Origin of the sequence: Phyllobacterium zundukense (genome assembly GCF_025452195.1) — a bacterium.
GTDB classification, from domain to species: Bacteria; Pseudomonadota; Alphaproteobacteria; order Rhizobiales; family Rhizobiaceae; genus Phyllobacterium; species Phyllobacterium zundukense_A.
The window spans coordinates 3,566,661-3,580,456 of the sequence record NZ_CP104973.1; the positions used below are offsets into that span (position 1 = coordinate 3,566,661).

The window sequence follows — 13,796 nt, forward strand, 5'->3', positions numbered from 1 at the left end:
CGTCCCTTGCGGATTACGTAACAGGGACAGGAAAGGCAAGGGTGATCGAATGCCGCGGCTAAGTTTAAGTGGAAGAGCAATCCTGAACGTTACGGGTGAGGATGCCGAAGATTTCCTGCAAAACCTCATTACCACCGATCTCGACACGCTGGAGCACGACGATCTAAAACCTGGTGCCTTGCTGAATCCGCAAGGCAAGATCCTGTTCGAGTTTCTCGTTTCACGGAACGGCGATGGCCTACGGCTTGATACACTGCAGACCTCCGCAGATGATCTGTTGAAGAGGCTGACGCTCTATAAACTGCGCGCCAAAGTGCAATTAGCCGTGGATTCAGAATTGCTTGTCGAGGTTTCCTGGGAAAATGAGTCCGGCGCTTCAGAAACCGATTCAACAGTGCATGACCGGCGTTTTCCCCAAGCGCTCAACGTTGTGCGATGTTATAAGGGTGAGCCTTCATCAGACGTTCCAGAAACAATGTGGACTGCTCTGCGCATCGCCCACGGGGTGGCGGAAGCGCCGATGGATTATACCCTCGGCGATGCCTTTCCCCATGATGTCAATCTGGACCAGACTGGCGGCGTTTCTTTCAGAAAGGGCTGTTTTGTCGGTCAGGAAGTTGTCTCGCGCATGCAGCATCGTGGAACCGCGCGAAGACGTATCCTGATTGTGACGGGAGCGTCGGACCTGCCGGCTACCGGGACATCCATAACGGCCAACGAACGCGATATTGGCGCGCTCGGCAGTGTTGCAGGATCATCTGGCCTTGCTCTCGTTCGCATCGACCGGGCGAAGGACGCGATGGATAGCGGCATTCCCATTCTGGCAGGAGATATTCCGATCCACCTTGCCATTCCGCCCGAACACCGGTTTACATTTCCCGACGCGAAGCAAGAGGCCTGATCGGGGAATAGGATGCTGCGACCGGCAAAGCCGCAACCGAGCAATTTGAAGAAAACAGAATTTCGCGCCTGGCAGCGCATGCTTTCAGGGCGACGACTGGATTTGCTTGACCCCTCACCGCTCGATATTGAAATCGAGGACATTGCACAGGGCCTGTCGCGTGTTGCGCGCTGGAATGGTCAGACGGTTGGTGAGCACGCATTCTCGGTGGCGCAGCATTCGCTGTTGGTCGAAGAAATCTTCGGGAAGATCGCCCCCGAGGCCACGACGGAGCAACGCCTTATAACTCTCCTGCATGACGCACCGGAATATGTGATCGGCGACATGATTTCACCGTTCAAAGCCGTTGTCGGTGGAGATTACAAAAGCGTCGAATTGAGATTGCAACATGCTATTCATCTGCGCTTTTCGCTCGCGCCCATAGTTCACCAAAGTTTACGTGCCCTGATCAAGCGCGCGGATGCGATTGCCGCCTATTATGAAGCGACGCGCCTTGCAGGGTTTGCGGACAAGGAAGCGGTGCAGTTTTTCGGGCGTCCCCGCGGAATTGATCCAGAAGGTCTCGACTTGACGGCACTCGCAACCCAGAATGCACAAAATGCTTTTCTGCTGCGTTTTGCTATACTTAATGAGTCACGGGCAAAGAACCAGGGATAAGAACATGCCGCATATCGTTGTCTCTCCCTTGTCGCGTCTCGCTGAGTCTGCAACCCGTTTTGGCGCGCGTGATATGATCACGCTTATCAATACCGATACGGTCGTGCCCCGCCCCGTAGAGATTCTAGAGACGCGTCATCTTTTTCTGGGATTCAACGATATTCTCGAGCCTGCGGAAGGCATGATACACCCCGCGTCCGAACATATCACCCAGCTGATCGCGTTTGGCCAACGTTGGGACCGCAAGGCACCCTTGCTCATCCACTGCTACGCCGGTATCTCACGCTCAACCGCTGCCGCCTACATCACCGCGATTGCGCTTAATCCGGAGCTTGATGAAGAGCTCCTGGCGCAGAAATTGCGCCAGAATGCACCCTCTGCCACACCCAACGGCAGGCTGGTAGCGCTCGCCGATGATATCCTCGTTCGCAACGGTAGAATGGTGGATGCCATCAACGCGATCGGTCGCGGTGAAGAAGCCTTCGAAGGCACGCCGTTCATTCTTCCGCTGACGGTGTAGACGTGACGGGCACACCCAATGCCGTCGAGATCAATCTTAGCGCTGCCATCGTAGCCGTCGCAAACAATGATCCGCTGATCTTGACCACACCTTCCAGCGATGACAACGAGCGCGACGAGTTGCCCTTCGGCCCGTTCAACCCGCTGTTGCATCGAACCTTCGAGACCGGACTGCGTGAGTGGGTGGCGGAACAGACGCCTCTACGTCTTGGCTATGTCGAACAACTCTATACCTTCGGTGATCGCGGCCGTCACAAAACCGCCGAAGATCGCGATCTGCACATTGTCTCAGTCGGCTATCTTGCGCTCACGCGTATAACCGATGACGGAGATGCGCTTCGCAAATCCGGTGCTCGCTGGCGCAGCTGGTACTCGTTCTTGCCTTGGGAAGACTGGCGCCTCGGCAAGCCCGCTATGATCGATGAAACGATCCGACCGGCTCTCCATGCGTGGGCGGAGAAAAGCGGGCTTCCCGCGCGGCTAAGCCGTTTCCGGCTCGCCTTCGGAGACGATGGAATTATGTGGGATGAAGAGCGGGTGCTTGAACGTTATGAACTCTTGTATGAGGCGGGACTGATAGAGGAGGCAGCGCGGGATGGACGGGCGGAAGGCACGCATCTTTCGCGCATCCTGGGACTTCCGATGAGTTTTGACCACCGGCGTATTCTCGCGACCGCAATCTCGCGACTGCGGGCCAAGCTGAAATACAGGCCCGTGGTATTCGAATTAATGCCTCCTACCTTCACCTTGACCGCATTGCAGGAGACTGTGGAGGCAATTTCTGGCCGCCATCTGCACAAGCAGAATTTCCGCAGATTGGTCGAGACAACGGAACTGGTCGAGCCAACCGGCGCAGAACAAACGCAGGCGCGAGGCAGGCCTGCAGCGCTTTATCGATTCCGGCACAATGTCCTTGAAGAGCGCAGCGTGGCGGGATTGCGCGTTGGTGGCAGGGGATAGGAGGAAATGATGAACGACAAGCCGACATCGCTCAATGCCGAAGGAATATCCGAACCATTCGCATCGGAAAATGTTCCGTTGGAGGAATGGTCGAAAGGTACGCGCTATGGCAGCAGATTTCGCTATCTTTCCGGATACGGCGGAGCGAACCACGTCGGTGTTGCCCTGGAAGAACTCGCGCCGGGCAAGGAATCCAACATGAACCATTATCACATGCTCGAGGAGGAGCAGGCCTTCATCCTCGAAGGTGAGATGACGCTGCGGCTAGGCGACAAGACATATCTGATGAAGGCGGGGGATCACGTCTGCTTTCCGGCCGGTCAGAAAGTCGGACATTCGTTCTACAACCACAGCGACACGCCCTGCCGCTTCATCATGATCGGAGAGAAAAATCCGAACGAAGTGGTTGTCTATCCCGAAACCGGGCGTGTCGGCGTCCGCTTGATGCGTGAAGGCTACGATAGTTCGGCCACCATGGAATATTGGCAAGGTGCTGATATAGAGCATAAGCCGCGCAGCTAGTTCTACTTCAGCAGATAGATGTGCTCATCGCCGGGGAACTTTCGCGAACGAACGTCATCCGCGTAAGCTTTGACTGCTTCTTCGATAGCTGTGCCGACAGCACCGTAAACCTTGACGAATTTGGGCGGCTTCGGGTTGTAGCCGAGCATGTCCTCAAGCACGAGGATCTGACCGTCACATTCGACTGACCCGCCAATTCCAATCGTGGGGATAGCGATCTCGCGCGAAATCTCAGCCGCTAGCGGCTCGACAATTCCCTCAAGCACCACGGAAAAGGCTCCAGCGTCGCTGACCGCCTTTGCATCGGCCTTGATCAGCGGCCATAGTGCCGTGTCGCGACCTTGTGTCTTGAAGCCACCGAGCGTGTTGACGGATTGCGGCGTCAGTCCGATATGCGCCATCACCGGTATGCCGCGCTCGATCAGGAAGCGGATGGTGTCAGCCATGCGCACGCCACCCTCCAGCTTGACGGCACCGCAACCGGTCTCCTGCATGACGCGAGCAGCATTGCGGAACGCAATCTCGGGGTTCTCCTCGTAAGAGCCAAAGGGCATATCGACCACGACCATCGCCCGCTTTGAACCACGCACCACGGCACGGCCATGGGCGATCATAAGATCGAGCGACACGCCGAGCGTTGAATCCATGGCGTAAAGAACCATGGCGAGACTGTCGCCAACGAGGAGAATATCAGCATGCTGGTCGACGATACGCGCAGTGTTGGCGTGGTACGAGGTCAGAGCAACGATCGGCTCACCACCCTTGCGGATCCGTATTTCAGGTGCGGTGACCCGGCGAGTGACAATTTCCTGGCTCATTGCTCCTGCTCCCTCTTTCCCGTTCAGCCGACAACGCGCTGGTCGATCAGACGCACCTTGCCGAAGCGGACTGTCAACAAAATGACGACTGGCTGTTTGAATTTGCCCGAAACCGGATCAAGCGTCCGCGCATCGCGAATATCGACGGATTCGATCTTGCCGCGCTTCTCGGTTTCCAGAACTGCGCGAACGGCGTTGCGAATGGCCGATACGGAGCGCTGACCGCAGCCGACCAATTCCTCCGCCTGCACCAGTGATTTCGCCAGGATCACAGCAGCCTTTCGATCGGCAGGGGTCAGCATGGCATTGCGTGACGAACACGCAAGGCCATCATCTTCGCGCACTGTGGCCACCCCCGTTATCTCAATTGGCATGTCGAGATCGGCCACCATCCGGCGGACGATCGTCAATTGCTGGTAATCCTTCTCGCCGAAAAACGCTTGGTCCGGCTGAACTATATTAAACAGTTTGGTGACGACAGTTGTAACGCCGCGAAAATGCCCAGGGCGTATCTTGCCGATCAGTATCCGCGACAGGACCGGGTTATCAACGATCGTATTGGCACCTTGGCGGTAGATTTCCGCAATGTCCGGCGTAAACGCGTAGTCGACGCCCTCTGCATCGAGCTTGGCAAGATCTCCTGCCATGTCGCGCGGATAGGAGGACAGGTCCTCATTCGGTCCAAACTGCGTCGGGTTGACGAATATCGAAACGACGGTCACGTCGCAGGCAGTTTTGGAATTGTGGACCAGTGTCAGATGCCCAATGTGCAAATAGCCCATGGTCGGCACGAGACCGATGGATTTGCCTTTGAAGCGTTCGGATTTGAGGGCAGCGCGCAGTTCTGCAATGGTGGCGATGACCTTCATTTGATTTCGATGTCCAGTCCAATGTCCAGCGTTGGCGCCGCCATGGTAATTTTCGATGACGAGATATAATCGACACCGGTTTCTGCAATCGCCTTGATCGTGTCAAACGCTATATTGCCGGATGCTTCCAGTTTCGCCCGACCAGCATTGATTTTCACCGCCTTTTCAAGCAGTTCCGGCGTCATATTATCAAGAAGAATCACGTCCGCGCCGACAGAAAGCGCCTCTTCAAACTGCTTGAGGCTGTCCACCTCGACCTCGATCTTGACAAGATGCCCGGCATAGGCGCGTGCGGCGAGAATGGCCTTTGCGACACCACCTGCCACTGCGATGTGATTATCCTTGATCAGGATCGCATCATCGAGACCGAAACGATGATTGGAGCCGCCACCGCATTTCACCGCATATTTGGCAAAGGCGCGCATGCCGGGAATGGTCTTGCGTGTGTCGCAGACCCTGGCGTTGGTGTGGGCAATCAGATCAGCGAATTTTGCGGTATAGCTTGCGATGCCACTCAGGTGCATGAGGAAATTGAGCGCGACGCGTTCGGCGGAGAGAATGGCACGGGCATTGCCTTCGATACGTGCAATGTCCTCACCCGGCTCGACCCTAGCACCATCCCTCACCAGCGCAGTGATTTTCAGCTTCGGGTCCATCAACGCAAAGGCGGTGCGGGCAAAATCTATGCCACAGATCGTACCGGCTTCACGGCTCGAAAGGCCTGCGTTGGCGATTGCATCCTCCGGCAGGGTCGCGTTTGTCGTGATATCCCCTGCTCGGCCGAGGTCTTCGAGCAGCGCAGCACGTACGGCATCCTCGATCAATAATTGCGGAAGAGATGGCGGGAAGGCTTTGCACATGTCTTCACCCATCAGGCCAACTCCATCATTTCACTCACAGAAGCGTCAGCATCGGACAGTGTCAAAAATGTCCTGTGCTGCCACTCAGCACGCTTCTCTGGATAGTCAGTGCGGAAATGGCCACCGCGGCTTTCCTCGCGTCGCAGCGCACTGACGGCGACCAGCTTTGCCGTCGCCAGTACATTGCGAAAGGCAGCATCACGATTGGCTTGGTCCAGCTCCAGAATGGTCTTCAACCCTTGAAGCATGCCTTTGCGGTCGCGGATAACTCCAAAACTGGCACTCATCGTCTTGCGCAGCGTGGTCATCGCCGCCGTATCCGCTTCGGCGGCCAGATCGTCCCTGTCTACCGAGCCCTTCGACCAATCTTCAGTATAATTTGCGTTACCCTTGCCGATCTTGGCGGCAATGCGCGCGGAAAACACGACGGCTTCGAGCAGGGAATTGGACGCCAGCCGGTTTGCCCCATGCGCTCCGGTCGAAGTGCATTCGCCACAAGCCCACAACCCGTTGATCGAGGTGCGCCCATCGGCGTCTGTCAAAATACCGCCCATGAAGTAGTGCGCGGCAGGAATGACAGGAATGGGATCAATAACAGGATCGATGCCGGCATCGCGGCAATACTTGTAGACCGTCGGAAACTCCTCGGCGAATGACGCACCCACGGCCTTGGTGCAGTCGAGCCAGGCACCGCGACCAGCCATGACTTCAGCATAAATCCCGCGCGCCACGACATCACGGGGACCCAGTTCTGCATCGGGATCCAGCTTGAGCATAAAACGTTCACCGGCGCGATTGATCAATGTCGCACCGTGACCGCGGAGGGCCTCCGTCGCCAGGGGTGCCGGGTCTTTGTTCACATCCAGCGCTGTCGGGTGAAACTGCACGAACTCCATATCCGCCATCATTGCACCGGCCCGTGCCGCCATGCCGATACCCTCGCCGCGTGCCTCGGAAGGATTGGTGGTCACCGCATAGAGATGGCCGATGCCGCCGGTGGCGATCACAACCGCCTGTGAAGCCAGTTTTACCTGCGTGCCGCGCCCTGCTTCTGTTCGTGCGATGACACCGGTTACCGCGCCTTTGTCGATCATCAGATCTTCGACCACATACCCTTCCATCACCCTGATAGATGGCGTGTTTTCAACCGTTTTCACCAGGGCCTGCATGATCGCACGACCCGCCATATCGCCGCGTACCCTGACGATACGACTTTCAGAATGCGCCGCCTCGCGCGATACCTGCAGCCTGCCTTCGAGATCCCGGTCAAAGGGAACGCCGTAGCCGAGAAGATCGTGGACGCGAGACGCCGCCTCGCTCGCCATCAACCGCGCGATGCTCTCATCGACGATACCGTCACCAGCGGCGACCGTATCAGCGACGTGCTTTTCCTTCGTGTCGCCTTCCGAGACGGCAGCAGCAATGCCCGCTTGCGCCCAGGCCGAGGATGCACCTCGCCCGATGGGTGCCGCCGCAAGCACGGTGACTGGCCGGGGAGCGAGTTTCAGTGCACAAAAAAGTCCGGCAAGTCCGCCACCGATGATGATGACAGGATCGGAATGAATGGACATCAGCTTTTCTCGTCTCAGTTCTTCAGGTTGACCATACGCTCTACAGCGAGCCGCGCCCTTTCGGCGATCAGTGGATCGACGTGAATTTCTTCACGCATGTAGACCAGGCTTTCGAGAATGTTCGGCAATGTGATGCGCTTCATGTGCGGGCAGAGATTGCACGGCTTGATGAACTTTACATCCGGCACTTCAGATTCGATATTGGAGGCCATGGAGCATTCCGTGACGAGCAATACCTTGGCCGGACGATTGTCCTTCACATAGTCGATCATGCCTCGCGTCGATCCGGTATAATCGGCGATCGCCACCACTTCAGGCGGACATTCAGGATGAGCAATGATCTGGATATCCGGATCGGCTGCCCGATATGCGAGCAACTCATCCGCGGTGAATCGCTCGTGCACCTCGCAATGACCTTTCCACGTCAAGATCTTCACGTTCGTCTGCGCAGCAACATTCTGCGCCAGGAATTCGTCCGGAATGCACAAAACCCGATCGACCCCGAAGCTCTCGACAACTTGGACCGCATTGGCCGATGTGCAGCATATATCGCTTTCCGCCTTCACTTCAGCGGAAGTATTTACGTAGGTGACAATCGGCACCCCCGGATAGGTCTCGCGCAACAGGCGGACATCAGCCCCGGTGATTGACTCGGCCAGCGAGCAGCCAGCACGCATATCCGGGATCAATACGGTCTTATGCGGATTGAGTAACTTGGACGTCTCCGCCATGAAGTGCACGCCGCATTGGACGATGATTTCAGCGTCCACACGTGTCGCCTCCTTGGCAAGCTGCAGGGAGTCACCGACGATGTCGGCCACGCAGTGAAAAATCTCCGGGGTCTGATAGTTGTGGGCGAGGATGACAGCGTTGCGCTGTTTCTTCAGCCGGTTTATCGCAGCTACATAAGGTGCGTAGACCGGCCATTCGATCCGCGGGATATGGTGAGCGACGCGCTCGTACAAATGTTCGGTTTCAGCAGCGATCTCCACTGTGTAGGCAAGATCCGGCATCTTGAGAACGCCAAAACGTTTCGCTGCAGTTTGACCGGACACGCGGTCGGTCTTGATGCGGGCAGCGCTGGTCATATCCACTTCCTCCTGGACATTCTTTCACCCGGCAAGTCGCCAAGTCTTGGTCACTGGCCATTTATACTCACTTTGAGCATATTTATGACCAAAAGAAAAACGGCAGGGCCGTCGCGAAATACATAGGGGATTATTTTGCTGGCTTCAAGGTTGATAATCGAGCTTTTTGATACGCGCTGGCGGGAAGGACGCGCCAGATGCGGCCTTGACGACCTTTCCGTCCCCGTAATTACCAGCCCCTGGACTGACGGTAATCGTTGTAACGGCGTTCCTGCAAATAGCGTCGCTGCGGGCTGTCGCCACCGATACGCGGTGTGCAATCGGTAAACACCTTCGCATCGCGATCGCTTGGTCGATCGCACCAGACAAGTGGACTGACATTGCCCGAGTTGGCGCAACCGCTGAGTGTCATAGCGCCCAGCACCACAATCGGCAGAAATCTTCGCATGAAATCAATCCTTACTCACGAGACGCAACGCAATTCAGCAATTCCCGAACTACCCATCAAACTCATTTAAGTACCAATCAACTCTATTCAATTGATTGGGATGACAAATAGGATAATCCTGCTCCTTCCATAAAAGGAGACGGCCATGCCGCAGAACGAAGCAAATGTCGTCCAAAAGTCCGGCGTACCGTGGCTCATTATCATTGCCGGCTGTCTTATTGCGCTTTTGACATTTGGGCCGCGCTCCGCGATGGGATTCTTCCAACTGCCGATGCTTGCCGAGAAGGGCTGGGATAGAACTACGTTTGGCATGGCCATGGCACTGCAGAATCTGTTCTGGGGTGCCGGACAGCCATTCTTTGGCGCGATCGCCGACAAGTATGGCACGTGGCGCGTGCTGCTTCTGTCGGCGCTATTCTATTCGAGCGGCCTGGTCATGATGGCTTGGGCCACATCGCCGGGCATTCTCTATCTCGGCGGCGGGGTCCTCGTGGGCCTTGGCATTGCCGCAGGTTCCTTTGGCGTCATTCTATCGGCCTTTGCGCGTAACGTTTCGGCCGCCAGCCGGACCTTCGTCTTCGGTATCGGCACTGCGGCGGGCTCCGCAGGCATGTTCGTCTTTGCACCGATCAGTCAAGGCCTCATCGATCGGTTCGGCTGGTCGGATGGTCTGGTTTATCTCGGGCTGGCAATGTTGATTGTTCCGATCCTTGCCATACCTCTGCGCGGCAATTCCTCAAGCGGAAGAACCAAGGAAGCTCAATACAAGCAGTCGATTGGCCAGGCATTGAAGGAAGCATTGGCACACAAGAGCTATCTGCTACTGACGACGGGCTTCTTCGTCTGCGGATTTCAGGTGGCATTTATCACGGCACATTTTCCTGCGTATCTGGGCGACATTGGCATCGATGCTACCTATGCGGTACTGGCGCTGGCACTCATCGGATTTTTCAACATCATCGGCTCGCTCGCATCAGGCGTCATCAGCCAGCGCTATTCCAAGCCGAAATTTCTGGCGTTCCTCTACATTGGTCGTTCGATATTGGTCACGGCCTTTTTACTCCTTCCGCAAACAGGAACTTCCGTCATTGTGTTCGCGATCCTCATGGGACTGATGTGGCTTTCGACCGTGCCACCGACAAACTCACTCGTGGCCATAATGTTCGGCACCCGCTATCTCGGCATGCTCGGCGGCATTGTGTTTTTCTCGCACCAGATTGGCTCGTTCCTGGGTGTCTGGCTCGGCGGCTACCTCTATGACCACTTCGGCAGTTACGATCCGGTCTGGTGGCTTGGAGTCGCGCTGGGCATATTTGCGGCGATCGTGCATTGGCCGATTGAAGAGACTGCCGCGGCACGCCCTGCCCTACAGCCGGCGGAATAGAGAAATACGCCGTTCAAGCTAGCGAACGGCAGATTTGTTTGTGCAGTTTCCGGCCTCAGTCTCTCAGAACAGCTTCAATCTTGTCGAGCGCTTCCGCATTACCGATGCCTGTCAGAAACGCCAGTGTGGTGATGACAGGCTTGCCAAGATCCTTTGGCAGCTGTGCTGTTGTGACGACGAGATCGACATCATCGATCTGTCCTGCGACTTCCGTCGTCTTGCACTGCCTTGAATTGAAGCGGATGCCACGCTCCTTCATTGCATCTTCGACCGCATGCGCTACCACTGTCGACGTGGCGATACCCGTTCCGCATGCAAAAAGCACAGTCTTCTGCCTGGCCATAAGGTTCCTCCCTAATCTTTAATGCAGACTTATCGCAGAATGCGGGACACGTCTTCCACCGATTCGGATTGAATCAGCGCCGAAATAATTTCGGGTGACTGAATTGTGCCTGCGATCTGCTGCAACATTTCGATTTGCTTGTCCTTGTCATTGAGGGCCATCAGGAAAACCACGCTGACCTGCAGCTTCTCGTCCGGATCTTCCATATTGGAAAACGACACTGGTTCAACCAACGTTGCAAGTGCCAAACCGGGCCTCAGCACATGTTCGGGATCCGTGTGGGGAACAGCTACGTTGTTATCACAGCCAAGCGGCAGGCCCGTAGGCAACATAACCTCACGGGCGATCACGGCATCGGCGAAGCTTGGTTTGACATATCCCAGCGCTAACAATCGATCTGCCAAGATGCGGATGACATCCTGGTCTGTCGCGGCCTTGACCCCGAGGACAATCGCCCCGGGATCAAGATAGTTCATCAAGGCTTGCGCCATTCATCTACTCCACTGGTGCTGTTAAACGGTTTCATCTGTCCCGAGATCGTCGGCACCTGCTGCGCGCTCCCACGCGGCTGTATTGCGTCGATAGGCCCAGAAGGCCCCGGCGATGACAATTGCCAGCACCGCAAGCCCAGCTGCGCCCAAATTCTGGATCAGGGCAATGACGACATAGGGTATCCACAGGAAGCCATCGACAACGCTTGTGATCTGCACTGCATTTGCAGGCATCTGGAAGCCGGATGATTGCGCTGCAGCCGTGAAGAGCGGAGCAAGGGCATTGGCAACGTAAAAGCCGACAGCCAGAGTGACAATACCGACGATCACCATGCGGAAGACGTTGCCCTTGAGAAGTGGCGCAGTCATGGCGACAAGGAACGGAATGACCGCGAGATCAGCAAACAGGATAACGCGGTTTCCGGGCAGGATGATCGACAGGATGATCGCGATCGGCACAAGAATGAGCGACGACGATATTGCCGCGGGGTGACCGATGAGGATGGCGGAATCGAGCCCCACCAGCAGTTCGCGATCGCCGGTACGTTTACGCACGAATTCCTGCGCAGCATCGGAAACAGGCAAAAGGCCCTCCATCAGGATCTTCACCATGCGTGGAAGCAGCAGCATGACAGCTGCCAGTGTCATGCCGGTCTGGAGCACCTTCGTGAGCACTACCCCGAAATCACCGGCGTTGTAGTAGGCGATGATGCCAAGCACCAGTCCAATGATGAGACCGAGAATGACCGGCTCACCGAAAACACCAAAACGCCGTTCGAAGGTTTCGGTGTTGAGCTCGATTTTGTTGATCCCGGGGATACGATCAATGATCCAATTGAGTATGATCGCAATCGGAAGGATTTGCGCCGATGCCAGATGCGGCACGGAAATACCGGGGATTCCATAGAATTTTTGTACTGCCCTCGCGGACCAATCCGCGAACAGCAGGCACAATGCAACCATCAGCGCCGCAACGATCAAGCCGTAAGTGAGGCTGTTGGTAGCCGCGACGGCGAGCGAGCCGATGAAGGCAAAGTGCCAGAAGTTCCAAACATCGACGTTCAACGTGCGGGTAAGCCGCGTCAACAGCAGCGCTATATTGACCACAATGGCGATCGGGATGACCCACAGACCGACGGACGATCCAAAAGCGATCGCTGCGGCCGATGGCCAACCCACATCCACAATGTCGCGATGGATGCCGGTATTGGTGACGATCGCCTTGGCGACATCACCAATCGACGTGAGCATCAGCCCGAGAACCAGATTGATACCGATGAAGGCAACGCCGATTGTGACGGCGGCCCGGAACGCCCTGCCCGGTCTTGCCCCCAAAACCAGCGCAATGATGAAAATTACAATTGGCAAAAGGACAGTCGGTCCCATTGCGTCGACGGCGGCTTTCAAGCCCGTCAAGATATTATCCATTCATTCCTCCCCCGCAGTCCTCCTCGACCGCACATCGCAGAACATTTGTATTCTGCAATGCATCAATGTGTACTCATATGCAATTTGGTAAGTCAACGCATGACTTCCGCCAGGACACGGTTTGGCAAAATTCAGATCGCAAAGTTGCAGTTTTTCAACAAGTTTTAAAGGAGTTGGCTGGTCTCGGACGAAGAAATCACCGAATTCGACAATGATCTGGCAACAGCATTCAGGAAGCCGTCGCGTGCTTCAGGCGGCTTTTGTGCTCTGGGTTCCCAGACATGCCGGGTGAAGAAAAAACTGGTCAACCGGAACCCAGCGATGATCTCGGCAAGCGATGCAGCGCGCACGCTTGAATTGACCATGAACGGCGGCATGGCAAGCAGCTTGTCTGCCCATGGCGCTCCGGCATCGCGCGAGACTGCGCGTCCGGATTTCGGCGATACATAGGTCAGGTTCTGATCCGAGCCCGTGGAGGCGCAGCGTTTCAGGTCCAGACCGAAACCCAGTTCCTCGAGCATCATCACTTCGAAACGTACAAGGAGTTCGCCGGCGATCAGTGTATCTTCGCAATGTTCGAGGATGATCGCCAGCGTTTCGAACAAATTCTGATGCGGATCGCGCTCGGGAAGCAACCGCAGATGCGCGGCCGCAAGTTGCAGCCCGTAAAGCGCCACCGGCTGCTCTATCAATCGCGCAGCAGAAAAGCTGACGGGCTCGACCTGCATCATGCCGAGATGTTCATCTATACGCGCCCGCCAGATGACGTCGACGCGATTACCCGCCTGCAACAACGGCTGCATGCGACGAGAACGCCCGCCGCGTACCAGTCCCATGTGGCGGCCGTGTTCGCGCGTCATCAACTCAAGGATGGCACTGGTTTCCCCGTGTCGCCTTGTTCCAAGGATTATGCCCTCGTCATGCCATTCCATATAAC

Annotated in this window: 16 protein-coding genes; 6 read left to right on the forward strand and 10 right to left on the reverse strand. The window is 56.2% G+C overall.

Annotated elements, in window-relative coordinates; genetic code table 11:
• The first annotated feature begins 49 nt into the window (after nt 1–49).
• Genes N8E88_RS29925 through N8E88_RS29945 form a run of 5 tightly spaced genes read left to right on the forward strand, consistent with a single transcriptional unit; the run spans nt 50 to nt 3,559 of the window.
• Nucleotides 50–901, forward strand: coding sequence for a CAF17-like 4Fe-4S cluster assembly/insertion protein YgfZ (locus tag N8E88_RS29925; RefSeq protein ID WP_262293693.1), 852 nt, complete (start codon nt 50–52; stop codon nt 899–901).
• Between the two features lie 12 nt (nt 902–913).
• Entirely contained in the window at nt 914–1,558 is a 645-nt protein-coding gene (locus tag N8E88_RS29930) for a YfbR-like 5'-deoxynucleotidase (protein WP_262293694.1), read from the forward strand.
• A 4-nt stretch (nt 1,559–1,562) separates the two neighbouring features.
• Nucleotides 1,563–2,078: a tyrosine phosphatase family protein gene (locus tag N8E88_RS29935; protein ID WP_262293695.1), complete on the forward strand. Its 516-nt coding sequence runs from the start codon at nt 1,563–1,565 to the stop codon at nt 2,076–2,078.
• 2 nt (nt 2,079–2,080) lie between these two features.
• Nucleotides 2,081–3,037, forward strand: a complete 957-nt coding sequence (locus N8E88_RS29940) for an NUDIX hydrolase (RefSeq protein WP_262293696.1) — start codon at nt 2,081–2,083, stop codon at nt 3,035–3,037.
• 6 nt (nt 3,038–3,043) lie between these two features.
• Nucleotides 3,044–3,559, forward strand: a complete 516-nt coding sequence (locus N8E88_RS29945; RefSeq protein ID WP_262293697.1) for a cupin domain-containing protein — start codon at nt 3,044–3,046, stop codon at nt 3,557–3,559.
• A gap of 2 nt (nt 3,560–3,561) precedes the next feature.
• Here the strand turns inward: N8E88_RS29945 and panB are convergent, their stop codons facing one another.
• The 6 genes from panB to N8E88_RS29975 form a co-directional block, all read right to left on the reverse strand.
• A complete protein-coding gene (panB, locus tag N8E88_RS29950; RefSeq protein WP_262293698.1) occupies nt 3,562–4,377 on the reverse strand; it encodes a 3-methyl-2-oxobutanoate hydroxymethyltransferase in 816 nt (271 codons plus the stop codon).
• A 23-nt stretch (nt 4,378–4,400) separates the two neighbouring features.
• Nucleotides 4,401–5,246, reverse strand: coding sequence for a pantoate--beta-alanine ligase (gene panC, locus N8E88_RS29955; protein ID WP_262293699.1), 846 nt, complete (start codon nt 5,244–5,246; stop codon nt 4,401–4,403).
• On the reverse strand, nt 5,243–6,106 hold the full coding sequence (gene nadC / locus N8E88_RS29960) for a carboxylating nicotinate-nucleotide diphosphorylase (RefSeq protein WP_410010709.1): 864 nt from the start codon (nt 6,104–6,106) through the stop codon (nt 5,243–5,245). Before nadC ends, panC begins: the two co-directional genes overlap by 4 nt.
• An 11-nt stretch (nt 6,107–6,117) precedes the next feature.
• The gene (locus tag N8E88_RS29965) at nt 6,118–7,677 is read right to left on the reverse strand and encodes an L-aspartate oxidase (protein ID WP_262293701.1); all 1,560 of its coding nucleotides are present in this window, start codon (nt 7,675–7,677) and stop codon (nt 6,118–6,120) included.
• 14 nt (nt 7,678–7,691) lie between these two features.
• Nucleotides 7,692–8,765 carry a quinolinate synthase NadA gene (nadA, locus tag N8E88_RS29970; RefSeq protein WP_262293702.1) on the reverse strand — a complete coding sequence of 358 codons (1,074 nt, stop codon included), beginning with the start codon at nt 8,763–8,765 and terminating at the stop codon, nt 7,692–7,694.
• 229 nt (nt 8,766–8,994) lie between these two features.
• Nucleotides 8,995–9,213, reverse strand: a complete 219-nt coding sequence (locus tag N8E88_RS29975) for a hypothetical protein (protein WP_262293703.1) — start codon at nt 9,211–9,213, stop codon at nt 8,995–8,997.
• A 145-nt stretch (nt 9,214–9,358) separates the two neighbouring features.
• On the opposite strand from N8E88_RS29975, the gene N8E88_RS29980 reads away from it, so the two are divergent.
• Nucleotides 9,359–10,597, forward strand: coding sequence for an MFS transporter (locus tag N8E88_RS29980; protein ID WP_262293704.1), 1,239 nt, complete (start codon nt 9,359–9,361; stop codon nt 10,595–10,597).
• Between the two features lie 55 nt (nt 10,598–10,652).
• Here the strand turns inward: N8E88_RS29980 and N8E88_RS29985 are convergent, their stop codons facing one another.
• The 4 genes from N8E88_RS29985 to recO all read right to left on the reverse strand — a co-directional run bounded on the left by N8E88_RS29985 (nt 10,653) and on the right by recO (nt 13,791).
• The gene (locus tag N8E88_RS29985) at nt 10,653–10,940 is read right to left on the reverse strand and encodes a PTS sugar transporter subunit IIB (protein WP_262293705.1); all 288 of its coding nucleotides are present in this window, start codon (nt 10,938–10,940) and stop codon (nt 10,653–10,655) included.
• A 29-nt stretch (nt 10,941–10,969) separates the two neighbouring features.
• Complete coding sequence (locus N8E88_RS29990) at nt 10,970–11,431, reverse strand: PTS sugar transporter subunit IIA (protein WP_262293706.1); 462 nt, start codon at nt 11,429–11,431, stop codon at nt 10,970–10,972.
• A gap of 21 nt (nt 11,432–11,452) precedes the next feature.
• The gene (locus tag N8E88_RS29995; RefSeq protein ID WP_262293707.1) at nt 11,453–12,859 is read right to left on the reverse strand and encodes a PTS galactitol transporter subunit IIC; all 1,407 of its coding nucleotides are present in this window, start codon (nt 12,857–12,859) and stop codon (nt 11,453–11,455) included.
• Nucleotides 12,860–13,023: 164 nt separating this feature from the next.
• Complete coding sequence (gene recO, locus N8E88_RS30000) at nt 13,024–13,791, reverse strand: DNA repair protein RecO (protein WP_262293708.1); 768 nt, start codon at nt 13,789–13,791, stop codon at nt 13,024–13,026.
• Nucleotides 13,792–13,796: the final 5 nt, after the last annotated feature.